Below are 24,050 nucleotides of genomic sequence, written 5' to 3' on the forward strand. Positions count from 1 at the left end.
GGACACATGCCCATCCAGATTTTGATGCCCGCTCTTTCTCCCACCATGGAGGAAGGCAATCTCACCAAGTGGGTCAAGAAAGAGGGCGACAAGGTATCGCCCGGCGACGTGATCGCCGAAATCGAGACCGACAAGGCCACCATGGAGGTGGAGGCGGTCGATGAGGGCGTGATCGGCAAGATCCTCGTGCCGGAAGGCTCGCAGGGGGTGAAGGTCAACACGCCGATCGCGCTGCTGCTCGCCGAGGGTGAGAGCGCCGCCGACCTCGACGCCGCGCCTGCCGCTGCACCCGCCGCCCAAGCTCCGGCGGAAGAGCCCGCCGCGCCGAAGGCTGAAGAGAAGACCGAGGAGGTCGCGGCACCCGCCGTAGTGACCGCGCCGGCTCCGCAGCCGGTTCCCTCCGATCCGGACATTCCGGACGGCACCGAGATGGTGAAGATGACGGTGCGCGAGGCGCTGCGCGACGCCATGGCCGAGGAGATGCGCCGCGACCCCGACGTCTTCGTCATGGGTGAAGAGGTTGCCGAGTACCAGGGTGCCTACAAGGTGACCCAGGGCCTGCTACAGGAGTTCGGCGACCGCCGCGTGATCGATACGCCGATCACCGAGCACGGCTTCGCCGGCGTCGGCGTCGGCGCTGCCTTCGCGGGCCTGAAGCCGATCGTCGAGTTCATGACCTTCAACTTCGCCATGCAGGCGATCGACCAGATCATCAACTCGGCGGCCAAGACGCTCTACATGTCCGGCGGCCAGATGGGCGCCTCGATCGTGTTCCGCGGTCCGAACGGCGCCGCAGCGCGCGTTGCCGCCCAGCACAGCCAGGACTATGCCGCCTGGTACAGCCATATCCCGGGCCTGAAGGTGATCATGCCCTACACGGCCGCGGACGCGAAGGGCCTGCTCAAGGCCGCCATCCGCGATCCGAACCCGGTCATCTTCCTCGAGAACGAGATTCTCTACGGCCAGTCGTTCGACGTGCCCAAGCTGGATGACTTCGTCCTGCCGATCGGCAAGGCACGCGTCCACCGCCAGGGCAAGGATGCGACCATCGTCTCCTTCGGCATCGGCATGACCTACGCGGTCAAGGCCGCCGAGGAGCTTGCCGCGATGGGCATCGACGTGGAAATCATCGATCTTCGCACCATCCGCCCGATGGACCTCGACACCGTGATTGAATCGGTGAAGAAGACGAACCGGCTTGTGACCGTGGAAGAGGGCTGGCCGCAGTCGTCGGTCGGCGATCACATCGCGAGCCAGGTGATGCAGCGCGCGTTCGACTACCTCGATGCTCCGGTAATCACCATCACCGGCAAGGATGTTCCGATGCCCTATGCCGCCAATCTGGAGAAGCTGGCATTGCCGAGCGTTGCCGAGGTTGTTGAGGCGGTCAAGGCCGTCACCTACAGGAAGTAGGGAGGGGAAATGCCGATTCAGATCACAATGCCGGCCCTTTCGCCGACCATGGAAGAGGGTACTCTGTCCAGGTGGCTGGTGAAGGAGGGAGACAAGATTTCCTCCGGCGATGTTATCGCCGAGATCGAGACCGACAAGGCCACCATGGAAGTCGAGGCGGTCGATGAGGGCACGCTTGCCAGGATCGTCGTTCCCGAGGGGACACAGGGCGTCAAGGTCAATTCCGTGATCGCCATCCTGGCGGCCGAGGGAGAGGATGTCGCCGCCGCCGCGGGCAGCGCTGACGCCGCCACAGCCGCGAAGGCTGAAAGCGCGCCGAAGCGGGCGATGGAAGAGCCGCAGCCGAAGGCGGCGGAAGCCGCTCCGGCTGCCCCCGCTGCCGTCCAGCCTGCGGAGCAGCCGTCGGCGCCGGCCCAATCCGGCGCTTCTTCGACGGGTGGCCGCGTGTTCGCTTCGCCGCTGGCGCGCCGCATCGCCAGCGAAGCGGGCATCGACCTCTCCGCTGTCAAGGGTTCCGGCCCGCACGGGAGGATCGTGAAGGCCGACGTGGAAGCTGCGCTTGCCGGCGGGGTTGCCGCGACGGCGCCGGCCGCCCAGGCCGCCGCCCCTGCGGCTGCGGCTGCTCCGGCCGTCCAGCCGATGTCCGACGACGCGGTGCTGCGCCTCTTCGAGGAAGGCTCCTACGAGCTTGTGCCGCATGACAGCATGCGTCGCACGATCGCCCGCCGCCTGGTCGAGGCAAAGGCCACCATTCCGCACTTCTACCTCACGGTCGACTGCCAGATCGACGCGCTGCTCGCCCTGCGCAAGCAGATGAACGACTCCGCGCCGATGGTGAAGACGGAGAAGGGCGAGGTTCCTGCCTTCAAGCTGTCGGTCAACGACTTCGTCATCAAGGCCTACGCGCTGGCGCTCAAGGCGGTGCCGGACGCCAACGTGTCCTGGACTGAAAGCGCCATGGTGAAGCACAAGCACGTCGACGTGGGTGTGGCAGTCTCGATCCCCGGTGGACTGATCACGCCGATCGTCCGCAGGGCCGAGGAGAAGACGCTCTCCGCCATCTCAAACGAGATGAAGGATCTCGCAGCCCGGGCGCGCAACCGCAAGCTCAAGCCCGAGGAATACCAGGGCGGGTCGGGCGCGGTCTCCAACCTTGGGATGTTCGGCATCCGTGAGTTCGCCGCTGTCATCAATCCGCCGCACGCCACCATCCTGGCGGTGGGCGCGGGTGAGGAGCGGGCCGTGGTGAAGAACGGCCAGATCGTCGCGGCCAATGTCATGACGGTCACGCTGTCGACCGACCATCGCGCCGTCGATGGTGCGCTTGGCGCGGAGCTGCTGGCGGCATTCAAGCGTTACATCGAGCAGCCGCTGACGATGCTGATCTAGTGCTGGCGTGGCCCGGGTGGAAAGCAGCCCATGAAGACGATCCTCTGCTACGGCGACTCTCTCACCTGGGGCTACGATGCGCGCCGGCTCGGCCGGCACGCATATGAAGACCGGTGGCCCTCGGTGCTGCAGGCCCGTCTCGGTGGCGAGGCGCTCGTCATCGCCGAGGGCCTGAACGGACGGACCACCATCTTCGACGACTACGCCTCCGGTGCGGATCGCAACGGGGCGCGCACGCTTCCCACGCTGCTCAGCACGCATGCGCCGCTTGATCTCGTCATCATCATGCTCGGCACCAACGACCTGAAGCCCGGCATCTGCGGCCGCGCCCACGGCGCGAAGCAGGGCATGGAGCGGCTGGTCAGGATGGTGCGCGGGCACGATTATCCGTTCCCGCAGCCGGCGCCCAAGGTGCTCATCGTGGCGCCGCCGCCGGTGTGCGAAACGGAGAATTCAGATTTTGCAAGCATGTTCGAGGGTGCTGTCGAGGAGTCGCGCAAGCTTGCCGGGTACTACCGGCAGGTGGCGGAGACCTGCGGATGCAGGTTCTTCGATGCCGGGCAGGTGGCGCGGACAGACCCGACGGATGGCGTCCACCTGGACGCCGTCAACACGCGCGCAATCGGAGAGGGTCTGGTTGCTGGCGTGCGTGCAACGCTGGGCCTCTAGGCCCACCGAGCCTGTGTGGAGGGAAGTTTCTATGGCAACCGCATTCGACACCAAGCCCAGCTGGGGCTGGCTCGCCTTTCTGGGAGTGATTTCGCTGATCGGCGGCGTGCTTGCGCTGTTCAATCCGTTCGCGGCAACGCTGACGGCGGCCATGCTGGCCGCCTGGACGTTCCTGCTGTTCGGCATCCTCACGATCGTTCAGGCCGTCGGGCAGGAGGGACGCGGCGCGACGTTCCTCTGGAACCTGCTGATCGGTGTGCTGATGATCGTGCTCGGCATCTCGCTCATCTTCCGCCCGCTCGAGGGCATCATCTCGCTCACCATTCTGGTCGCGGTGATGTTCATCGTTCTGGGTTTCGCGAAGTTTTTCTACGCCTTCGGCCTGCGTCCGATCCGGGGCTGGGGCTGGGTGCTGGTGTCCGGCATCGTTTCCATCGTTCTTGGCTTCATGATCCTGGCGGATATGCCGTGGATCGCAGGGGTCGCCCTCGGCATCCTGCTCGCCGTCGAGCTGCTGTCCAATGGCTTCTTCCTGCTGCTGGTCGCGCTAGGGATCAGGAACCTGACGAGGGGCTAGTTTGAACCCATCGGCGGAGGGGTGTCCGGTCGGATGACCCTCCGCTGCAGACTTGAGGAGTAATTCGGCCGTGGCTGAAACTTACGACGTCATCATCATTGGCTCGGGACCTGGCGGCTATGTCACAGCGGTGCGCGCCGCGCAGCTTGGGTTCAAGACGGCGATTGTGGAGCGCGAGCATCTGGGCGGCATCTGCCTCAACTGGGGGTGCATCCCGACCAAGGCGCTGCTGCGCTCCGCCGAGGTGTATCACTACGCCCAGCATCCCGAGAGCTACGGCCTGAAGCTGAACGGTTCGGTGAGCCCCGATCTCGGGGCGATCGTCAGCCGATCGCGCGGTGTGTCCGCCCGCCTCAACGGCGGCGTCGGCTTCCTGATGAAGAAGAGCAAGGTGGACGTCATCTGGGGCGAGGCGAAGCTCTCGAAGGCCCCGAAGGGTGACGCACCCGGCGAGATCGTCGTCGGCAAGCCGACCAGGAAGGCCATGGAGCCGCAGCACCCGGCGCCAAAGGGCACGCTCGGCGAGGGCACATACAAGGCGAAACACATCATCGTCGCCACCGGCGCGCGCCCGCGTGTGCTGCCGGGCATCGAACCGGACGGCAAGCTGATCTGGACCTATTTCGAGGCGATGGTGCCGAAGGAAATGCCCAAGTCGCTCGTCGTGATGGGTTCCGGCGCGATCGGCATCGAGTTCGCCAGCTTCTACCGCACGCTCGGCGCGGAGGTGACCGTCGTCGAGGTTATGCCGCAGATCATGCCGGTGGAGGACGCCGAAATCTCCAAGTTCGCGCGCAGGCAGATGGAGAAGCAGGGCATGCGCATCCTTACCGAGGCCAAGGTCGCCAAGGTGGAGAAGGGTGCCGACAGCATCACCGCCCATGTCGAGCTCAAGGACGGCAAGATCGAGAAGATCACGGCCGACCGCATGATCTCCGCCGTGGGCGTGCAGGGCAACGTCGAGAACCTCGGCCTCGAGGCCCTTGGCGTGAAGGTGGAGCGCGGCATCATTCAGGTGGACGGTTTCGGCCGCACCAATGTGCCGGGCATCTACGCGATTGGCGACGTGGCCGGCCCGCCCATGCTGGCGCACAAGGCCGAGCATGAGGGCGTGATCTGCGTGGAGAAGATCGCCGGACTGCCGAACGTCCATCCGCTCGACAAGGGCAAGATCCCGGGCTGCACCTACTGCAATCCGCAGGTGGCCTCCGTGGGTCTCACCGAGGAGAAGGCGAGGGCGACCGGCCGCGAGATCCGCGTCGGCCGTTTCCAGTTCGCCGCCAACGGCAAGGCGATCGCGCTCGGCGAGGACCAGGGTCTCATCAAGACTATCTTCGATGCGAAGACCGGGGAGCTGCTTGGCGCCCACATGGTCGGTGCGGAAGTGACCGAGCTCATCCAGGGCTTCGTGGTGGCGATGAATCTCGAGACCACCGAGGAAGAGCTGATGCACACGGTCTTCCCGCATCCGACGCTGTCCGAGATGATGAAGGAGAGTGTGCTGGACGCCTACGGTCGCGCCCTCAACGCCTGACGCGACGACGTGTCTGGCCTTCCGGGCAACCGGGGGTTTTACGAAGGACGCGGGATCGGCTAAGACCATTCCCGCGCGCGAGCCGGGTTCCCATATGTAGAGTTGGAGCCCGGCCGCGGACAAAGGATCAGAGGAACAGATGGTTACCGTTCTCGACACCGTCAGCAAGGCACGCCCGCGCCACCCGGAAAAGGCCCACCGGCCCGACACGGAGGTGCTGCGCAAGCCGGAGTGGATCCGCGTCAAGGCGCCCACCTCGCGCGGCTACGCGGAAACGCGGGCGATCGTGAAGACCAACAAGCTGGTGACCGTCTGCGAGGAAGCGGGCTGCCCCAACATCGGTGAGTGCTGGGAAAAGAAGCACGCGACCTTCATGATCATGGGCGAGATCTGCACCCGCGCCTGCGCCTTCTGCAACGTGGCGACGGGCATTCCCGCGCCCCTCGATCCCAATGAGCCTGAGAACGTGGCGAAGGCCGTCCGCCAGATGGGCTTGAGCCATGTGGTCATCACCTCCGTGGACCGCGACGACCTGCCGGACGGCGGCGCGCAGCACTTCGTCGAGGTGATCCAGGCGATCCGCGAGTCTTCGCCCAGTACGACGATTGAGATCCTGACGCCGGACTTCCTGCGCAAGGATGGCGCGCTGGAGAAGGTGGTGGCGGCCCGGCCGGACGTGTTCAACCACAATCTCGAGACGGTTCCGTCCAAGTATCTGACCGTGCGCCCCGGCGCGCGCTACTTCCACTCGATCCGCCTGCTGCAGCGGGTGAAGGAGTTGGATCCAACCATCTTCACGAAGTCCGGCATCATGGTCGGCCTCGGCGAGGAGCGCAACGAGGTGCTGCAGCTTATGGACGACCTGCGCACGGCGGATGTGGACTTCCTCACCATCGGCCAGTACCTGCAGCCGACGCGCAAGCACCATCCGGTGGTGCGCTTCGTCACGCCCGACGAGTTCAAGGCCTACGAGACCATTGCCTATACCAAGGGCTTCCTGATGGTGTCGGCGAGCCCGCTGACGCGCTCGTCGCACCATGCCGGCGAGGATTTCGAGCGCCTGCGCGCTGCGCGCGCCGCAAAGCTCGCCGCCGCGAAATAAGCCGCAGACCGAATGCCGAAGTACGAGACCACCCGCAGGGTTAACCACACGCCGGAGCAGATGTTCGATCTGGTCGCGGCGGTGGAGCAGTATCCCGAATTCTTGCCCTGGTGCGAGGGGCTCACCGTGCGCTCACGCAAGGAGCGTGACGGCGTCACAATTCTCATCGCCGACATGACCGTCGGCTACAAGGCGCTGCGCGAGACCTTCACCAGCCAGGTGGTGCTGAAGCCTGCGGAGCGGGTGATCGACGTCCGCTACATCGACGGGCCGTTCAAGTACCTGCAGAACCGCTGGCGCTTCGAGCCGGCGGGTGAGGGGCAGACCGACATCCACTTCTTCATCGACTATGAATTCAAGAGCAGGATGCTCGGCATGCTGATGGGCGCGATGTTCGACCGCGCCTTCAAGATGTTCGCTGAAGCCTTCGAGAGCCGCGCCGACGCCATCTACGGCAAGGCGGCCTGACGGGAGTGGCTTTCCCTGCGAAAAGCGGCTGCTTCACGGAGACACTTCGCGTGGTCGGCATCCGGGAAGCGGCGGAAATCGCCCGCAGGGCAAACCGCATGGTCGTGATCGGCTGTTCCGGCAGCGGCAAGTCCACGCACGCGCAGAAGGCCGCCGCGCTCCTTGATCTTCCCTATATCTCGATCGACCGCGACGTGCTGTGGAGGCCCGGCTGGGTCCTGCGCGACCGGACCGAACAGCGGAGACTGACCGAGGAACTTACCGCGCGCGATCGCTGGATCATGGACGGCACCGCGCCTGCCACGCTTCATCTGCGCCTGCCGCGTGCCGAGCTCGTCATCTGGCCGGATCTTCCGCGGTTTGCCTGCCTGTGGGGCGTTCTCAGGCGCTGGATCACCCACCTCGGCCGCACCAGGCCGGAGATGGCGCCCGGCTGTCCGGAACGCATCCATCCGGAGTTCCTGCGCTACGTCTGGACATGGAACCGTGACGTTCGCCCGCGCGTGCTCGAGGGCCTCAGTACCCACGCGCCCGAAACACCCGTGCTGCTGCTGCATTCGCACGGGGAGATGGATGCGTTTCTGCGGGAGATCGGAAGGCCTACAGCCGGAGGCTCAACTGTTCGAGCCCCGCGCAGCGTCGGCCACCATCTTCAGCGCATGGAGAACCGTTGCGCGGCGGACGTCCGATCGGCCGCCGGGGAAGACACGGCTCTCGGCCAGGGCTTCGCGCCCCTTCACCGCCAGGCCGAACCAGACCAGCCCCACCGGCTTTTCCGGCGTGCCGCCCGATGGACCCGCGATTCCGCTGACGGAGACCGCAATGTCGGCGCGCGAGCGGGCGAGTGCCCCCTCGGTCATCTGGCGGACCGTCTCTTCGGAGACCGCGCCGAACTTGTCCAGCGTTTCCGCGCGAACGCCAAGGATCTCCATCTTGGCTTCGTTGGAATAGGTGACGAAGCCGCGTTCGAAGACGGCCGAGCTGCCTGCGATTTCGGTGAGCGCCCCGGCGATCAGGCCGCCGGTGCAGGACTCGGCGGTCGCGACCTTGAGATGGCGCTCCAGGCAGAGGTTGAAAACCAGTCGTGCGGCGTCTTCGATTTCCTTCATGGCGCTCACTCGGGCAGGCTTCCGGGATAAACCACCGTGGCCGTCGCAATGGCCGCGATGCCTTCGCCACGGCCCAGGAAGCCCAGCTTCTCGTTGGTTGTTGCCTTAATAGACACGCGATCGCCGGAAATGCCAAGCATCTCGGTCAGGGCGGCGGTCATCGCAGCGCGGTAAGGTCCAACCTTGGGCGCCTCGCAGATGAGCGTCACGTCGACGTTGGCGATGCGACCGCCGTGTTCGCGCACGAGCTTCGCCGCATGCTCGACGAAGATGCGCGACGGCGCGCCCTTCCACTGCGGATCCGAAGGCGGGAAATGGGTGCCGATGTCGCCGAGGCCCTTCGTGGCGAGCAGCGCATCGGTCAGCGCATGCAGGCCCACGTCGGCGTCCGAATGGCCGGAAAGCCCTTTGTCGAACGGAATCTTCACGCCGCACAGCGTGACATGGTTGCCCTCGCCGAAGCGGTGGACGTCGTAGCCGTTACCGGTCCGCACGTCGGGGAAGGTGGTGCTCATCAGCTGCATCCTCTGGTCGGCGAGCGCGATGTCGCGCGCCCATGTGAGCTTGACGTTGTCGGGCGAGCCTTCGACGAGCCGCACGGGAAGGCCCGCCCATTCGGCTATCGCCGCATCGTCGGTGAAGTCGGAGCGACCCTCGGCGGCGGCCTTGCGGTGCGCTTCCAGGATCGGCCGGAAAGGGAAACCCTGCGGTGTCTGGGCGGCGAACAGCCCGTCGCGCGAAACCGTGCCCTTTACCAGTCCGTTTGCGCCGCGCTTCAGTGTGTCGGCGACGGCGAGAGCGGGCAGGGCGCCCAGGCCCTCGTCCGCCGCGGCGATGACACGGCCGATCAGCCCGTGATCGGCGAAAGGGCGCACCGCATCATGAATCAGCACGATATCCGGCCCTGCTTCTTCCAGTGCCTGGAGGGCGAGGCGGACGGAGTCCTGCCGGCTCGCGCCGCCGCGGACCGCACGAAGATTGGGTGCCGCAGGCGCCGCTGCCCGGAAAAGATCCTCGTCGTCCGCATGGATCGCCACTACCACGTCGCTGATCCGCGGATGGCTCAGGAAGGTGTCGAGTGTATGTGCGATCACCGGCCGGCCGCCGATGCTGCGGTATTGCTTGGGGCCCTCGGCACTCTGGCCCGCGCGCTCACCGCGTCCGGCTGCGACAATGACGGCGGCCACACGCGCGCCGGAATCGTGATTATTGTGCAGATCTCTCTCCATGATGCCCAACTATCATGTGCGCCCGAAAAGCCAATGAATTTGTTTTGAGCAGCCGCGATCCGGCATTGCACATCGTGTGGGTTTTGTCTATTTTATAGGCATCAGTTAAGGATGCATCATTCTTGGGCAGTTCACTTCTGAAATCGCTGGCGCAGCCGCTTGACCTCCGCGGAGTGAGACTTCGCAACTGCGTCTTCCTTGCACCCATGTCCGGTGTGACGGACCTGCCGTTTCGCATGCGCGCGTGGGAGCACGGTGCAGGCCTCGTCGTTTCCGAGATGGTGGCAAGCGGCGAGCTTGCGAAGGGGCGGCAGGAGAGCGCGCGGCGCATCCGCCGGCCCGACATCGACGTGCATATGGTTCAGCTCGCCGGCCGCGAGGCGCAGTGGATGGCCGAGGCCGCCCGCATCGCGGTTGAAGAGGGCGGGGCTGATATCATCGATATCAACATGGGGTGCCCGGCCAAGAAGGTGACGGGCGGCTATTGCGGCTCGGCGCTGATGCGCGATCCAAATCACGCGCTGTCCCTCATCGAGGCGGTGGTGAAGGCCGTCTCCGTGCCTGTCACGCTCAAGATGCGGCTCGGCTGGGATCATGACAGTATAAACGCGCCGGAGATTGCCGCGCGGGCGGAAGCCGCGGGCGTCGCGATGATCACCGTGCACGGGCGCACGCGCTGCCAGTTCTACAAGGATCGCGCCGACTGGCGCGCCATCCGCGCCGTCCGGGAACGGATTTCGGTGCCGCTGGTCGCCAACGGCGATGGTGACGGGCCGGAGGATGCCGAAGCCATGCTCGAACAGTCGGGCGCTGATGCGGTCATGATCGGCCGTGCCCATTATGGCGCGCCGTGGAAGGCAGGGGTGCTCGCGCATGTCGCTGCCGGTACGGCCGCGCCGGGCGTGCCGGGCACGGCGGACGAGATGGCGCGCTACGTCGCCGCCCATTACGAGGACATGCTGTCCCATTACGGCATCGGGCAGGGGCTCCGGCACGCCCGCAAGCATCTTGGCTGGTATCTCGAGACCTGGGGCGGCGATGCGCTCTCCTGGCGCGATGCTCTCATGACCGAGACTGACCACAGGGCCGTCCTGGCCTTGCTGCCGCGCGTTTTCACCACTCCAGCAGGGAAGGAGGCAGCATGAGTGCTACGCTGCTTGATCGCGACACACCCATGGCCCAGCTTGTCATCGACGCCATCGGGCATCCGGTGATCGTGGTGAATGAAGAAGGCTACATCACCTTCGCCAATGCGCAGGCGGAGGACTTCTTCCGCATGAGCGCCCCGATGCTCGCACGCAACAGGTTGGCCGATTTCGTGCCCTTCGGCAGTCCGCTTCTTTCTCTCATCGAACAGGTACAGGCGCGCCATGCGCCAATGAACGAATACAAGATCGACATTTCCTCGCCGCGGCTCGGGGCGGACAAGATCGTCGATGTCAACGTCGGGCCACTGGGCGATAGCAGGTCCGTCGTCATCATGTTCCAGGAACGGACCATGGCGGAGAAGATCGACCGCCAGATGACCCACCGCGGTGCGGCTCGCTCCGTCTCGGGGCTGGCGGCCATGCTGGCGCATGAGATCAAGAATCCGCTCTCCGGCATCCGGGGTGCGGCGCAGTTGCTCGAGGACGTGGTGTCTGACGACGACCGGGCGCTGACGCGACTGATCACTGAGGAAACCGACCGGATCGTCAAGCTGGTCGACAAGATGGAGGTGTTCTCCGACGACCGGCCGGTGGATCGGGAGCCCGTCAACATTCACGTCGTGCTCGATCACGTGAAGGCCATCGCGCGCAACGGATTTGCAAAAAACATAACAATTATAGAGGAGTACGACCCGTCCTTGCCGCCGATTTATGCAAATCGGGATCAATTCGTTCAGGTCTTTCTAAATCTTGTAAAGAACGCCGCGGAAGCCATTGGAAATAAAGAGAATGGTAAGATCAGGCTGACGACCGCCTTCCGTCCCGGGTTCCGTTTGCAGGTGCCGGGCACCAATGAGCGCGTCTCGCTGCCCCTCGAATTCTGCGTCCATGACAATGGTCCTGGCGTTCCGGACGATATCCAGCAGATCATTTTCGATCCGTTCATCACCACCAAGACCAACGGCTCCGGCCTCGGCCTGCCGCTCGTGGCCAAGATCGTTGGCGCGCACGGGGGGATCGTCGAATCCGACACCTCCCCGAGGGGAACGACCTTCCGCATCCTGATGCCCGCGTGGAAGGAAGAAGATCAGGAATCGCTGCAAGAAAATGAGGTAAAGCCATGAATTCTCAAGCGACAATTCTTGTGGCCGATGACGACGCCGCGATCCGCACCGTCCTCAATCAGGCTCTGTCGCGCGCGGGGCATCAGGTGCGCGTTACCTCGAATGTGGCTACCCTCTGGAAGTGGGTGTCGTCTGGCGAAGGCGATCTGGTCATTACCGACGTGGTGATGCCGGACGAGAACATCTTCAACCTGCTGCCACGCATCCGCAAGTCCCGCCCGGAACTGCCGGTGATCGTCATGAGCGCGCAGAACACGTTCATGACCGCGATCCGCGCTTCCGAGGCGGGGGCCTACGAATATCTGCCGAAGCCTTTCGACCTCAACGAGCTCCTGCAGATTGTCGGCCGTGCGCTCGCCGAACCCAAGAACAGGATCAGGCAGGAGGAGCCTGAGGAGCAGAGCGAGACCATGCCGCTCGTCGGCCGGTCGCCGGCGATGCAGGAAATCTACCGGACGCTCGCCCGCCTGATGCAGACCGATCTCACCGTGATGATCACCGGCGAGTCCGGCACCGGCAAGGAGCTCGTGGCGCGGGCGCTGCATGAGTTCGGACGTAGGCGGAAGGGGCCGTTCGTCGCCATCAACATGGCCGCGATTCCGCGCGACCTCATCGAGTCGGAACTGTTTGGCCACGAGAAGGGCGCCTTCACCGGCGCGCAGCACCGGTCTTCCGGCCGCTTCGAGCAGGCCGAGGGCGGTACGCTGTTTCTCGATGAGATCGGCGATATGCCGATGGAGGCGCAGACCCGTTTGCTGCGCGTGCTGCAGCAGGGAGAGTACACCACCGTTGGCGGCCGCACGCCCATCAAGACCGACGTGCGCATCATTGCTGCCACCAACAAGGAGCTGCGCAGCCTCATCAACCAGGGCCTGTTCCGCGAGGATCTGTTCTATCGCCTCAATGTGGTGCCGATCCGCCTGCCTCCGCTGCGCGAGCGCGCCGAGGACATTCCGGACCTGGTGCGCCATTTCTTCGCCCAGGCGGAGAAGGAGGGTCTGCAGGCCAAGCGCATTTCCAAGGCCGGCATGGATGTGATGGTCAATTATCCCTGGCCAGGCAACGTGCGCGAGCTTGAGAATCTCGTCCGCCGTCTGGCAGCTCTCTATCCGCAGGACGAGATTTCGGCCGAGATCATCCGCCACGAGCTGTCGGATCCCTACCGTGGCGAGACGCCGAAGGTGGGCGCCGTGCCGTCGATCGAGGGCATGTCGTTGTCCCAGCTCGTCGAGCAGTACCTGCACCATCACTTCAGCAAGCTCGGCGGGGAGCTGCCGCCGCCCGGTCTCTACGACCGGGTGCTGATGGAGGTGGAATATCCGCTGATTCTGCAGGCGCTCGCGGCATGCCGTGGCAACCAGATCCGCGCGGCGGAGCTGCTGGGCCTCAACCGCAACACGTTGCGCAAGAAAATTCGCGAGCTCGGCATCGACGTCTATCGCGTCAGCAAGCTGGATTCCTCCGTGCCGGCCTAGCTCGCCGGCACGTCAGACACCGGGACAATCAGGCATCGCGCGACCGGCCCGACGGCCGGCGTATCCTGATTGTGGACGCATCCCTGCCTTGCCCATTCCCTAAGCAAAGTTTTTGTGACTACTTTGCCGAAGCGTTGTAAAGTTGCCACAATGCGTTGCAGAACTGCAACGCGGTTAGGGTTGAGTCTTTCATGGGTATGGACGTAGCAGCGGCAGGGCATGCAGCCGCCGGCAAACCTGCGCAGCGAGACGGTCGCAGGCTGCTGGCGTTGCCGGGAATTCTGGCTGTGGTGGGGGCGCTGATCACCGCGGCCGTATCCTTTGCCGTTCTGCTTGGCCTGACGCCGCTGACGCCGGATGCGCCCACCACCGTCACCCTCATTGGCATCAACGCCGCCTTCATCCTTCTGCTGCTGACGCTCATCGCGCGGGAGGCGCACCGCATCTACACCGTTCGCCAGGGTGCGAAGGCCGCGGCGCGGCTGCACGTGCGCATCGTCACGATGTTCTCGCTGGTGGCGGCGATTCCGGCCATTCTCGTGGCCATCGTCGCCTCGATCACGCTGGATCTCGGCCTTGACCGCTGGTTCGAGCTGCGCACCAAGGTGATCGTGCAGTCATCGCTGTCGATCGCCGAGGCCTATGTGCGGGAAAACGCGAGCACGCTCCAGGGCACGACCGTGTCCATGGCGGTCGATCTGGACCGTTTCCGCTCTCTCTACAACCTCGACCGCAATGCCTTCCGGCAGATTTTCACCCAGAACACGATTGGCCGCGGGCTGGCCCATGCGGTGCTGATCCGCGAGGACCAGTCGGTCATCATGGCGGCCGACATTCCCGACCCGCTCGAGATTCCGGTTCCTCCGGAAGGCGCAATCGAGAAGGCTTCGGAAGGGCGGCCGGTCCTGTTCGAGCTCGCACCGGGCAACCTGATCGGCGCAATCTTCAAGCTGCGCGAGATCCCGGACGCCTATCTCTACACGCTGCGCCTGCTCGACCCGCAGGTTATCCGCGCGCAGCGGATCGTGGCGTCCAACACGGACGAATACCGCGCGCTCGAAGACAACCGCATGAACACGCAGGTTGCCTTCGCGCTGCTCTACCTGATCGTGACGCTCGCCATCGTGCTGGCGGCCATCTGGACCGGCATCGCCGTGGCCGACCGGATCGTGCGTCCCATCCGCCAGCTGATCGGCGCGGCAGCGGCCGTGTCGCGCGGTGACCTCGACGTGGAGGTTCCCGTGCGCTCGTCCGATGGCGACGTGGCCGCGCTGGCCGACACGTTCAACAAGATGACTTTCCAGCTCAAGAGCCAGCGAGACCAGCTGATCTCGGCGCGTGACACGATCGACGAACGCCGCCGCTTCACCGAGGCCGTGCTCGCCGGCGTGACAGCAGGGGTCATCGGCGTCGACAACAGGGGTATCATCACCATCGTCAACCGTTCCGCGGAAACCATGCTCGGCCTGCGCTCGGCGGACGCCGTGGGCAAGCCGCTGGCGGACGTCGTCCCGCAGATCGCGGAGGTGTTTGCCCAGGGCGTGAAGACGGGCCGGCGCGTCTATCGCGACCAGGTCACGTTCTTCCGGGCGGGTGCGGAGCGCACGTTCAACATCCAGCTCACGACCGAGGAGCGCAAGGGGCGCAAGGAATCGCGCTCCTACGTGGTGACGGTCGATGACATCACCGACCTGGTGCAGGCGCAGCGGTCCTCCGCCTGGGCGGACGTGGCGCGCCGCATCGCCCACGAGATCAAGAACCCGCTGACGCCGATCCAGCTTTCGGCAGAGCGCATCCGTCGCCGCTACGGCAAGGTCATCAGCGAGGATCGCGAGGTCTTCGACCAGTGTATCGAAACCATTGTCCGGCAGGTGGGCGATATCGGCCGGATGGTCAACGAATTCTCCTCGTTCGCGCGCATGCCCAAGCCCGACATGCATGTGCTGGACCTGCGCGAGCCGCTGCGCGAGGCTTCATTCCTGATCGAGGTAAGCCGCCCCGACATCCGCCTCGAGCGGATGCTCGGCGACGAGCCGCTCATGGGCCGCTTCGACGCGCGTCTTCTGAGCCAGGCGTTCGGCAACGTCATCAAGAATGCCTCGGAAGCCATCGAGCCGAGGGCGGACCGGGAGACCAGTCCGGTCATTCGCATCACGGCGCGCAAGGCTGGCAATCAGATCGAGGTTCTGGTCATCGACACGGGCAAGGGCCTGCCGCAGGAAAACCGGCAGCGGCTGCTCGAGCCCTACATGACCACACGCGAGAAGGGCACCGGCCTGGGGCTCGCGATTGTGAAGAAGATTATCGAGGAACACGGCGGGCAGCTGGAGCTGCTTGACGCCCCCGAGGATTTCTACGGAGGTGGCGGCGCCATGGTCCGCATGGTCTTCCCGGCCGTTGAGGCAGGGGAGACACAGGAAGCAGAAGGGACGGAAAAGGTCCAAGATGGCATCTGATATTCTTGTTGTTGATGATGAGGCCGATATCCGCGAACTGGTCGCGGGTATCCTCAGTGACGAGGGCCACGAGACGCGCACGGCGAGCGACAGCGACTCCGCTCTGGCGGCCATCGCCCAGCGCGTTCCGCGGCTGGTGCTGCTCGACATCTGGCTGCAAGGATCGAAGCTCGATGGACTTGCGCTGCTGGACCGGATCAAGAGCATGCACCCTGATCTGCCGGTGGTGATGATTTCGGGTCACGGCAACATCGAGACGGCGGTGAGCGCGATCCGCCGTGGCGCCTACGACTTCATCGAAAAGCCCTTCAAGGCGGATCGGCTGCTCCTCGTTTGCGAACGGGCGCTTGAAACCTCCAAGCTCAAGCGCGAGGTCATGGATCTCAAGAAGCGCACCGGCTACAGCGTCGAACTGGTGGGCATGTCCCATGCCATTAACCAGTTGCGCCAGGCGATCGAGCGCGTTGCGGCCACCAACAGCCGAGTCATGCTGATCGGGCCATCCGGATCCGGCAAGGAACTGGCCGCGCGCGCGATTCATGAGCGGTCGGCGCGGCGGGAAGGGCCGTTCGTCACCGTCAATGCCGCTTCGATCACGCCGGAGCGCATGGAGATCGAGCTGTTCGGCACGGAAAATGGCGAGAACGGAACCCGCAAGATCGGCGCCCTCGAGGAGGCGCACCGCGGCACGCTCTACCTTGATGAGGTGGCCGACATGCCGCGCGAGACCCAAAGCAAGATCCTGCGGGTTCTGGTGGACCAGCAGTTCGAGCGGGTGGGCGGAACCCAGCGCGTCAAGGTGGATGTGCGCATCATCTCGTCCACGGCCTGCGACCTCCAGGAACTCATCGCAAAGGGCCAGTTCCGTGAGGATCTCTATCACCGGCTGGCGGTGGTGCCGATCCATGTACCGCCGCTTTCGGCGCGCCGGGAGGACATCCCGCTGCTCGTCGAACACTTCATGAAGATGATCAGCGAGCAAACCGGCATCCGGCCGCGGCGCTTGAGCGATGATGCTATGGCGGTGTTCCAGGCCCACAACTGGCCTGGCAACATCCGCCAGCTTCGCAACAACATCGAGCGCCTCTTGATCCTCACCCGCGACGACGAGGATGACAAGCCGATCACCGCCGACCTGCTGCCTTCGGAAATCGGCGACGTGATGCCGAAGGTGCCCACGCAGGCCGACCAGCACATCATGGCGCTGCCGCTCCGTGAGGCGCGCGAGCTGTTCGAGAAGGAGTATTTGCTGGCGCAGATCAACCGGTTCGGCGGCAACATCTCGCGCACCGCCGAGTTCATTGGCATGGAACGTTCGGCCCTCCACCGGAAGCTGAAGTCGCTCGGCGTCTGACGCGATTTCGGGAGGCTGGAATAAGGGCAGGGCGGAAGACCTCCTTTGCCCGCCCTGATAGTCTCCGTGCTGCCTGCCGCGGCAGGGCCGGCTGCCGTCCACCATCATGCCGTTTTTCCGTCCTTTGATGGCTGTGGGCACGGGCAGCGCAGGCGGCTTTTCACAAACGGCCCTATGTGATCTAAGCTGTTGAAACGGCGCGCTTCCCGAGCCGATGCTTGCGGAGCCGCGCGACGGAGCGGAATATGAAGATAGTCATTTGTGGTGCGGGGCAGGTGGGTTTCGGCATTGCGGAGCGTCTGGCCGCCGAGCAGAACGATGTGTGCGTGATCGACACCCAGCCCGAGTTGATCCGGCGTGTCCGCGACACGTTGGACGTGCGCGGAATCGTGGGTCACGGCTCCTACCCGGACGTTCTGGAGGAGGCGGGCGCGAAGGAAGCCGACATGCTGATCGCCGTCACCCTCCATGACGAGATCAACATGATCGCTTGCCAGGTGGCGTATTCGCTGTTCAAGGTGCCCACCAAGATCGCCCGCGTGCGCTCGCAGATGTACCTGCAGCCGCACTACATGGACCTCTTCTCCCGCGATCACCTGCCGATCGACGTGATCATTTCGCCCGAGATCGAGGTCGGGGAGATGGTGTTGCGGCGCATCGCCGTTCCCGGCGCCATGGACGTGGTGCCGTTCGCCGACGGCAACATCATCATGCTGGCCATCGAATGCCTGGAGGAATGCCCGGTCATCAACACGCCGCTCGCGCAGCTCACCGACCTGTTCCCCAATCTGCCTTCCATCGTGGTGGGCGTGAGCCGCAACAACCGCCTGTTCATCCCGCATTCGGATGACCAGCTGATCGCCGGCGACCTGGCCTATGTCGTCACCACCAAGGATCAGGTGCGCCGGACCCTCGTCCTCTTCGGCCATGAGAAGAAGGAGGCCAACCGGATCGTCATCGCCGGCGGCGGCAACATCGGCCTCTACGTCGCCCGCCAGCTCGAGAAGCGGGGTAGCGCGACCCGCGTGAAGCTCATCGAGAGCAATCGCGAGCGGGCGATCGACATCGCCGACGAGCTGTCCTCGACGGTCGTTCTGAACGGCAGCGCACTCGACCAGAAGCTGCTGCACGAGGCCGACATCGACCAGGCCGACCTGATGGTGACGCTGACCAACGACGACCAGGTCAACATTTTGTCCGCCGTCATCGCCAAGCGTCTTGGCTGCAAGGCGAACCTGGTGCTGCTCAACAGCCCCACCTATCATGATTTCGCCAGCACCCTCGGGATAGACGCGCAGGTCAACCCGCGCTCCGTGACCGTTTCTAAGGTTCTCCAGCATGTGCGGCGCGGACGCATCCGCGCCGTTCACAACGTGCAGAACGGCGCGGCGGAAATCCTCGAAGCCGAGGCGCTGGAAACGTCCCCGCTGGTGGGCGCAAGCCTCAGGGAGCTCGATCTGCCCGAGGGCATGCGCATCGGCGCTGTCTATCGCGATGGCCAGCCGGTCACACCGAGCGGATCATTGCGCATCAAGCCGAAGGACCGGGTGGTGATCTTCGCGCTGCGCGATGCCGTCAGGCAGGTTGAGCAGCTGTTCCGTGTGAGCCTGGAATTTTTCGTCTGACTGTTCGTCGCCGGAAGGTCGGGGGTGCCGAACGGATGTTCCGCCGGGCCTCGCCGGCGATCGTTTCGGCATCGGGATCGCCCGCCGACCATCGGCTATCGTTGCTCCCGGAATGCTGCATCTTTCATTGATCGCGTCGCTGCCCCGGGGCGGATGCTCCTCGTCGCTCTGGATGCTTGAAAATACTAATAAATCGTAACATTGTCCCGCTGGGCTTGAAGGGTTGAACGCTCACACGTGTGACACTTCAGCGGGGGAGAACATGGGATTCCGCATTTTGCTTTTGGGCTGTCTGCTTTTGGCAAGCTGCGCGCCCGAGCCGAGAACCATCGTCCACAAGACCGGATCAACCGCGCAGGAGCGCGAGGATGCGCTTCTCGCGTGCAATGTCGAAGGGATCCAGGAAGTGCCGCGGGCCATGACCACCGAGTACACTCCCGGCTATTACCAGCCCGGCACGACCTACTGCCGGCCCGCCGGGCATCACGGGGTTGCGTGCGCCACGGTGGGCGCGGTCAACATCCCGCCAAGTTCCCGGACCTATGACGCCAACGAGGGCCTGCGCAACCGCGTGGTCGAAGCGTGCATGAGGAGGAAGGGCTTCCAGATGCTCGTGCGTCCGACCTGCGTGACCGAGCAGGACCGGCAGCGGTTCCTGGCTTCCCAGCAGGGCCCGCAGCCGCCCGAGTGGGAGATTCCGTGCGTCCTGTGAGACAGGGCGCATCAGGCGCAAATCGGTTGGCTCCCGGCGGTTCTCTCTGGGAGCCTTTGCATTTCGGGCTGGGCGACCCGTCGGCAAGATGCACGCGCCCGCTGCGGCGCTTCGACATCAGGTGAGAATTTTTCGCGCCAGGAACCTTGGAATCGCCGGATCGCCCTTTACAGTGGGCGCAAACCCGAGTCTCGGTGCCCGGGCTGCGGAAATGGAACAAGGAAGGAAAAATGTCCCGCATCGCCTATGTGAACGGCCGGTATGTCAGGCACGCGGATGCCGTGGTGCATATTGAGGACCGCGGGTATCAGTTCGCCGACGGCGTGTACGAGGTCTGTGAGGTGGCGCATGGCTACATCATCGACCAGACGCGCCATCTCGACCGGCTGGCGCGCTCGCTTTCCGAACTGCGCATTGACTGGCCGGTAAGCCGACGCGCGCTCGAATTCATCATCCGCGAGGTGGTGCGCCGCAACCGCGTCACCAACGGCATGGTCTATCTCCAGATCAGCCGCGGGGTGGCGCCGCGCGAGCACGCGTTCCCGTATCCGCCGACGCGCCCGAGCCTCGTCGTTACGGCCAAACGACTCGACCGCGCCGCGAATGAAGCGAAGGCCGAGCAGGGCGTCCGCGTGATCACCGTACCGGAAAACCGTTGGGAGCGCGTGGACATCAAGACGGTTGGTTTGCTGCCCAATGTGCTCGCCAAACAGAAGGCGAAGGAACATGGCGCCGCGGAAGCCTGGTTCGTCGATCCGGACGGCACCGTGAAGGAAGGGGCTTCCACCAATGCCTGGATTGTGACCTGGGAAGGCAAGCTCGTCACCCGTCCGGCCGATTTCGGCATTCTGCGCGGGGTGACCCGCACCACCGTCATGGACGTGGCGGCCAGGCTCGGGCTCGAGGTGGAGGAACGGCCTTTCACCGTGGAGGAAGCCAAGTCGGCCCGCGAAGCTTTCATCACGGCTGCTACCACGCTTGTCATGCCGGTGATCGAAATCGACGATCATCCTGTTGCAAACGGGGAACCTGGCTCGATTGCTCTTGCGTTGCGCCGCGAATTTTTTGACATTGCGGAAAAGGTTGGTGCCTGTTAACCACGGAAGGGCAGGTAGAGGAGGAGGCGCGACGTAGTTGAAGAGCAGCCGCTACGTCTGTATGCACTGGATCTGACTGCTGCTCGCAATTGCAGGGGATGGTAAAAGAAAAAATGGCGGAGCGCACGCAAAATCTGCAGGATCTTTTCCTGAATACCGTTCGCAAGAGCAAGAATCCTCTAACGATTTTTCTGATTAACGGCGTCAAGCTGACGGGCGTGGTTACGTCGTTTGACAATTTCTGCGTTCTGTTGCGCCGGGACGGCCATTCGCAGCTTGTGTACAAACACGCGATCTCGACCATCATGCCGAGCCAGCCCGTACAGCTTTACGATGCCGATGAAGGCAGTCAGGAAGGCTGATTGGTAAAGTCAGGCAAGGAACACACCGACAAGCGCGTGACGGAGGGCTCCACGGCTGAGGAGCCGACGAAAGCGATTGTCGTCGTGCCGGTTCTGACGGTGCGTGACCGGCGGCAAGGGGAGGATGCCGGCACGCCGCGCCAGAGTCTTGCACCGCAGGCCAAGCTCGAAGAGGCCATGGGTCTTGCCGAGGCCATTGATCTCGACATCGTGCATCGGGACCTTTTCAATCTCTCCGTCCCGAGACCCGCAACTCTCATCGGAGCAGGCAAGGTCGAGGAGCTCGCAAGGATCGTTCAGGAGACGGGCGCGGAGCTCGTCGTTGTCGATTACCAGCTGACGCCCGTCCAGCAGCGCAACCTCGAGCGCGAGCTCAAGGCGAAGGTACTCGACCGTACCGGTCTCATCCTCGAAATCTTCGGACGCCGCGCGCGGACCAAGGAAGGCCGCCTGCAGGTCGACCTCGCGCATCTCGAATACCAGCGCGGCCGTCTGGTGCGCAGCTGGACACACCTTGAGCGCCAGCGCGGTGGCGGCGGTTTCATGGGCGGCCCGGGTGAAACCCAGATCGAGGCGGACCGCCGGCTTCTGCAGGAGCGCATCACCCGAATCAAGCGCGAACTTGAAACGGTGCGGCGCACGCGCGACCTGCACCGGGCCAAGCGGCGCAAGGTGCCGTTCCCGATCGTCGCGCTGGTGGGTTATACGAACGCCGGCAAGTCCACGCTGTTCAATCGTCTCACCGGCGCGGAGGTGATGGCGGAGGACATGCTCTTCGCCACGCTGGATCCGACGTTGCGCCGTCTCGTGCTCCCGCACGGCACGGTCGTCATTCTCTCCGACACGGTGGGCTTCATCTCTGACCTGCCGACGCATCTGGTCGCGGCCTTCCGCGCCACGCTGGAGGAGGTGGTGGAAGCGGATCTGATCCTGCACCTGAGGGACATTTCGCACCCGGACACGGCTGCCCATGCGCGCGAGGTGAGGGAGGTGTTGCAGAGCCTGGGCGTCGATCCTTCCGACAGCGAGCGCGTACTGGAGGTGTGGAACAAGATCGATCTGCTCGATCCCGCCGACCGCGAACGGCTGTTGCGTGACGAGGCGCAGCAGACGCCGCCGGTGGCGATTTCCGCCGTGACGGGGGAGGGCATCCCCCACCTGCTGCGCATCATCGAGGAGCGCATCTCGGGGGCGCTGCAGGACGTGGTACTCAATGTCCGGCCGCACCAGCTTCAGCATCTCGACTGGATCTACAGGAATGGCCGCGTGACCTCGCGCGAGGATCACGAGGACGGCAGCGTCACGATCCACATCCGCGCCACCGAAACCGCGCGGCGGGAATTCGAGAGACGGCTGAAATAAGTCCGGTCTCGCGGGCGCGGAATCGGCTGGATTCTCAGGCTCACGCTTCGACAGGCTCTCGCTTCGAGAGGCTCAGCATGAGGGGGGGAAGGGGCAGGCGCCTCAGCCCCTCTCGGCTTCCTTGGCTTGCTGCCAGAGTTCTTCCATCTCGTCGAGGGAGGCCTCATCGAGCGTCCGGTCCCGGGCGGCGAGCGCCCTTTCGATCGCGTGGAAGCGGGTGGTGAACTTGCGGTTGGTCTGCGTCAGCGCCTGCTCCGGGTCGATGCCCAGATGGCGGCCGAGATTGACGACCGCGAAGAGCAGGTCTCCGAACTCGTCCCGGATACGGTCAGTGCTGCCGCTTGCCATCTCGGCGCGCAGCTCGGCGATTTCCTCCTCGATCTTGTCGAGGATCGGTTCGGGCGCGCCCCAGTCGAAGCCGACGCGCGCGGCCTTGGCCTGCAGCTTGAGCGCACGGGTCAGCGCCGGCAGTGAAAGCGCGATGTCGTCGAGATAGCCCTTCGGCTCGTCGTCAATGCCGCGGGCGGCGCGCCGCTCGGCCTTTTCCTCGGCCTTGATGCGTTCCCACATGCTCTTGGCCATGCCGGCGCGGCGCGCTTCCTTATCGCCGAAGACATGCGGATGGCGGCGGATCATCTTGGTGGTGATCGCCTCGACCACGTCGCCGAACGAAAAATGGCCTTCCTCCTCGGCGATCCGCGAATGGAAGACGACCTGCAGCAACAGGTCGCCAAGCTCCTCGCGCAGGTCCACCATGTCGTTGCGGTCGATGGCGTCGCGGACCTCGTAGGCTTCCTCGACCGTGTAGGGCGCGATGGTCTCGAAGGTCTGCTCCACGTCCCAGGGACAGCCGGTCTCCCTGTCGCGCAGGGCGGCCATGATCTCGATGAGGCGTGAAATGTCCCTGGAGGGTGTCATGCAGGTCTCTCCAATGAAGCCCGAGGCAGACCCTTACGCGAGCTCCGCCGGAATTTGAAGGGGCGATTTCGGCAGGCGAAGGTCAGCGGGTGCGCCTGTCCTTCTCCGGAACAATATCGTCGAGAAGCCCCGCCATTTCCTCCTCCATGGACAGTTCGGCGGCGGCGCCCAAGTCCTCCTCTGCCTGCTCGCCGGAGGGCTCGGCGGCAGGTGCGGGCGCCGGTGCAGGCTTCGTCACGAAAGGCGGTTCGAAGCGGGGCTCTGTCTTCTTCGGGGAAGTGGGAAGCTGGACGACCGGCTCGGGCTCCGCGTGAGGCGCTTCCGGCTCCGCTTCAGGGGGCGTCACGGCCACCGCGTGACGGCGGGGCGGCGTGGACGCGGACGCGCCACCCGTCTGGCCCCGTCCGTCGGCTGGAATGGGCGAAGGGGCCCGTGGTGTTACCTCCGGTCCGGTTTTCTCCGGTGTAACTGCGGGCGCGCGTGGCTCTGCGTTCCGCGGCTGAGATGCGGCCGGAGCCGGCGCCGGCCGTGGCCGCGGCGCGGGCTTCTGCGTGGCTGCGGGCATGCGCATCTGGCGTTCGGCGATGGCGCGGTGGACGTCACCGGCAAGGATGTTCTGTTCGACGACAAGGTCGGACGGACCGCCGATGAGGATCAGGTGCTCCACATTGTCCCGCCGCACGAGGACCAGGCGGCGCTGCGCGTCCACCGCCACGGCGTCCACCACGGCGAGCCGCGGCGCCCTGTGCCGCCCGCCAGAAACCGGAAGGCCGGAGCGAATGCTGCGGACAAAACGGAGCACCACGAGCAGCGCGACCAGCGCCAGCAGCGCAAGGACAATCCACACTATGGCCGAAACGGCATTCGCGCCGAGGGCTGTTTCCAGCATGTCCGCCATCAGTTATCTCCCCGATACGACATGGATAT

The 24,050-nt window shown here is 64.7% G+C and carries 22 protein-coding genes; 17 read left to right on the forward strand and 5 right to left on the reverse strand.

Annotation, left to right across the window (positions count from 1 at the left end; all coding sequences use genetic code 11):
• Positions 1-6 precede the first annotated feature (6 nt).
• The 7 genes from ABD906_RS03550 (at position 7) to ABD906_RS03580 (ending at position 7,152) form a co-directional block, all read left to right on the forward strand.
• Positions 7-1,413 carry a pyruvate dehydrogenase complex E1 component subunit beta gene (locus ABD906_RS03550; protein ID WP_345098241.1) on the forward strand — a complete coding sequence of 469 codons (1,407 nt, stop codon included), beginning with the start codon at positions 7-9 and terminating at the stop codon, positions 1,411-1,413.
• A gap of 9 nt (positions 1,414-1,422) precedes the next feature.
• Entirely contained in the window at positions 1,423-2,802 is a 1,380-nt protein-coding gene (locus ABD906_RS03555) for a pyruvate dehydrogenase complex dihydrolipoamide acetyltransferase (RefSeq protein WP_345098242.1), read from the forward strand.
• Positions 2,803-2,832: 30 nt separating this feature from the next.
• Positions 2,833-3,471, forward strand: a complete 639-nt coding sequence (locus ABD906_RS03560) for an SGNH/GDSL hydrolase family protein (RefSeq protein ID WP_345098243.1) — start codon at positions 2,833-2,835, stop codon at positions 3,469-3,471.
• 31 nt (positions 3,472-3,502) lie between these two features.
• Positions 3,503-4,048, forward strand: a complete 546-nt coding sequence (locus ABD906_RS03565) for an HdeD family acid-resistance protein (protein WP_345098244.1) — start codon at positions 3,503-3,505, stop codon at positions 4,046-4,048.
• Positions 4,049-4,118: 70 nt separating this feature from the next.
• Positions 4,119-5,582: a dihydrolipoyl dehydrogenase gene (gene lpdA / locus ABD906_RS03570; RefSeq protein WP_345098245.1), complete on the forward strand. Its 1,464-nt coding sequence runs from the start codon at positions 4,119-4,121 to the stop codon at positions 5,580-5,582.
• Between the two features lie 139 nt (positions 5,583-5,721).
• A complete protein-coding gene (gene lipA, locus ABD906_RS03575) occupies positions 5,722-6,684 on the forward strand; it encodes a lipoyl synthase (RefSeq protein WP_345098246.1) in 963 nt (320 codons plus the stop codon).
• A gap of 12 nt (positions 6,685-6,696) precedes the next feature.
• Positions 6,697-7,152 (forward strand): type II toxin-antitoxin system RatA family toxin, encoded by a 456-nt coding sequence (locus ABD906_RS03580; protein ID WP_345098247.1) that lies wholly within the window; start codon positions 6,697-6,699, stop codon positions 7,150-7,152.
• Here ABD906_RS03580 and ABD906_RS03585 read toward each other — a convergent pair.
• From ABD906_RS03585 to ABD906_RS03595, 3 genes are all read right to left on the reverse strand, one after another.
• Positions 7,134-7,604 carry a hypothetical protein gene (locus ABD906_RS03585; RefSeq protein ID WP_345098249.1) on the reverse strand — a complete coding sequence of 157 codons (471 nt, stop codon included), beginning with the start codon at positions 7,602-7,604 and terminating at the stop codon, positions 7,134-7,136. The two genes, ABD906_RS03580 and ABD906_RS03585, sit on opposite strands and share 19 nt — an antisense overlap.
• 162 nt (positions 7,605-7,766) lie before the next feature.
• Positions 7,767-8,261: a CinA family protein gene (locus ABD906_RS03590; RefSeq protein WP_345098250.1), complete on the reverse strand. Its 495-nt coding sequence runs from the start codon at positions 8,259-8,261 to the stop codon at positions 7,767-7,769.
• A gap of 5 nt (positions 8,262-8,266) precedes the next feature.
• A complete protein-coding gene (locus tag ABD906_RS03595; protein ID WP_345098251.1) occupies positions 8,267-9,490 on the reverse strand; it encodes a bifunctional 2-C-methyl-D-erythritol 4-phosphate cytidylyltransferase/2-C-methyl-D-erythritol 2,4-cyclodiphosphate synthase in 1,224 nt (407 codons plus the stop codon).
• A gap of 122 nt (positions 9,491-9,612) precedes the next feature.
• On the opposite strand from ABD906_RS03595, the gene dusB reads away from it, so the two are divergent.
• The 10 genes from dusB (at position 9,613) to hflX (ending at position 22,205) form a co-directional block, all read left to right on the forward strand.
• Positions 9,613-10,635, forward strand: a complete 1,023-nt coding sequence (gene dusB / locus ABD906_RS03600) for a tRNA dihydrouridine synthase DusB (protein WP_345098252.1) — start codon at positions 9,613-9,615, stop codon at positions 10,633-10,635.
• Positions 10,632-11,762, forward strand: a complete 1,131-nt coding sequence (locus ABD906_RS03605; protein WP_345098254.1) for a two-component system sensor histidine kinase NtrB — start codon at positions 10,632-10,634, stop codon at positions 11,760-11,762. The genes dusB and ABD906_RS03605 overlap by 4 nt, the downstream gene beginning before the upstream one ends.
• Positions 11,759-13,237, forward strand: coding sequence for a nitrogen regulation protein NR(I) (gene ntrC, locus ABD906_RS03610; RefSeq protein WP_345098255.1), 1,479 nt, complete (start codon positions 11,759-11,761; stop codon positions 13,235-13,237). The genes ABD906_RS03605 and ntrC overlap by 4 nt, the downstream gene beginning before the upstream one ends.
• 191 nt (positions 13,238-13,428) lie before the next feature.
• Positions 13,429-15,693 carry a sensor histidine kinase NtrY-like gene (locus ABD906_RS03615; protein ID WP_378188854.1) on the forward strand — a complete coding sequence of 755 codons (2,265 nt, stop codon included), beginning with the start codon at positions 13,429-13,431 and terminating at the stop codon, positions 15,691-15,693.
• Complete coding sequence (ntrX, locus tag ABD906_RS03620) at positions 15,683-17,047, forward strand: nitrogen assimilation response regulator NtrX (RefSeq protein ID WP_345098256.1); 1,365 nt, start codon at positions 15,683-15,685, stop codon at positions 17,045-17,047. Before ABD906_RS03615 ends, ntrX begins: the two co-directional genes overlap by 11 nt.
• 245 nt (positions 17,048-17,292) lie before the next feature.
• Complete coding sequence (gene trkA / locus ABD906_RS03625; RefSeq protein WP_345098257.1) at positions 17,293-18,672, forward strand: Trk system potassium transporter TrkA; 1,380 nt, start codon at positions 17,293-17,295, stop codon at positions 18,670-18,672.
• A gap of 262 nt (positions 18,673-18,934) precedes the next feature.
• Positions 18,935-19,384 carry a hypothetical protein gene (locus tag ABD906_RS03630; RefSeq protein WP_345098258.1) on the forward strand — a complete coding sequence of 150 codons (450 nt, stop codon included), beginning with the start codon at positions 18,935-18,937 and terminating at the stop codon, positions 19,382-19,384.
• A gap of 230 nt (positions 19,385-19,614) precedes the next feature.
• The gene (locus ABD906_RS03635; protein WP_345098259.1) at positions 19,615-20,481 is read left to right on the forward strand and encodes a D-amino-acid transaminase; all 867 of its coding nucleotides are present in this window, start codon (positions 19,615-19,617) and stop codon (positions 20,479-20,481) included.
• Positions 20,482-20,594: 113 nt separating this feature from the next.
• Positions 20,595-20,843, forward strand: a complete 249-nt coding sequence (gene hfq / locus ABD906_RS03640) for an RNA chaperone Hfq (protein WP_345098260.1) — start codon at positions 20,595-20,597, stop codon at positions 20,841-20,843.
• Positions 20,844-22,205, forward strand: a complete 1,362-nt coding sequence (gene hflX / locus ABD906_RS03645; RefSeq protein ID WP_345098261.1) for a GTPase HflX — start codon at positions 20,844-20,846, stop codon at positions 22,203-22,205.
• 102 nt (positions 22,206-22,307) lie between these two features.
• Here the strand turns inward: hflX and mazG are convergent, their stop codons facing one another.
• Complete coding sequence (gene mazG / locus ABD906_RS03650; protein ID WP_345098262.1) at positions 22,308-23,123, reverse strand: nucleoside triphosphate pyrophosphohydrolase; 816 nt, start codon at positions 23,121-23,123, stop codon at positions 22,308-22,310.
• Positions 23,124-23,205: 82 nt separating this feature from the next.
• The gene (locus ABD906_RS03655; RefSeq protein ID WP_345098263.1) at positions 23,206-24,021 is read right to left on the reverse strand and encodes a hypothetical protein; all 816 of its coding nucleotides are present in this window, start codon (positions 24,019-24,021) and stop codon (positions 23,206-23,208) included.
• Positions 24,022-24,050 lie beyond the last annotated feature (29 nt).

This window comes from Chelativorans composti, assembly GCF_039541695.1.
In the GTDB taxonomy this organism is placed as follows: Bacteria; Pseudomonadota; Alphaproteobacteria; order Rhizobiales; family Rhizobiaceae; genus Chelativorans; species Chelativorans composti.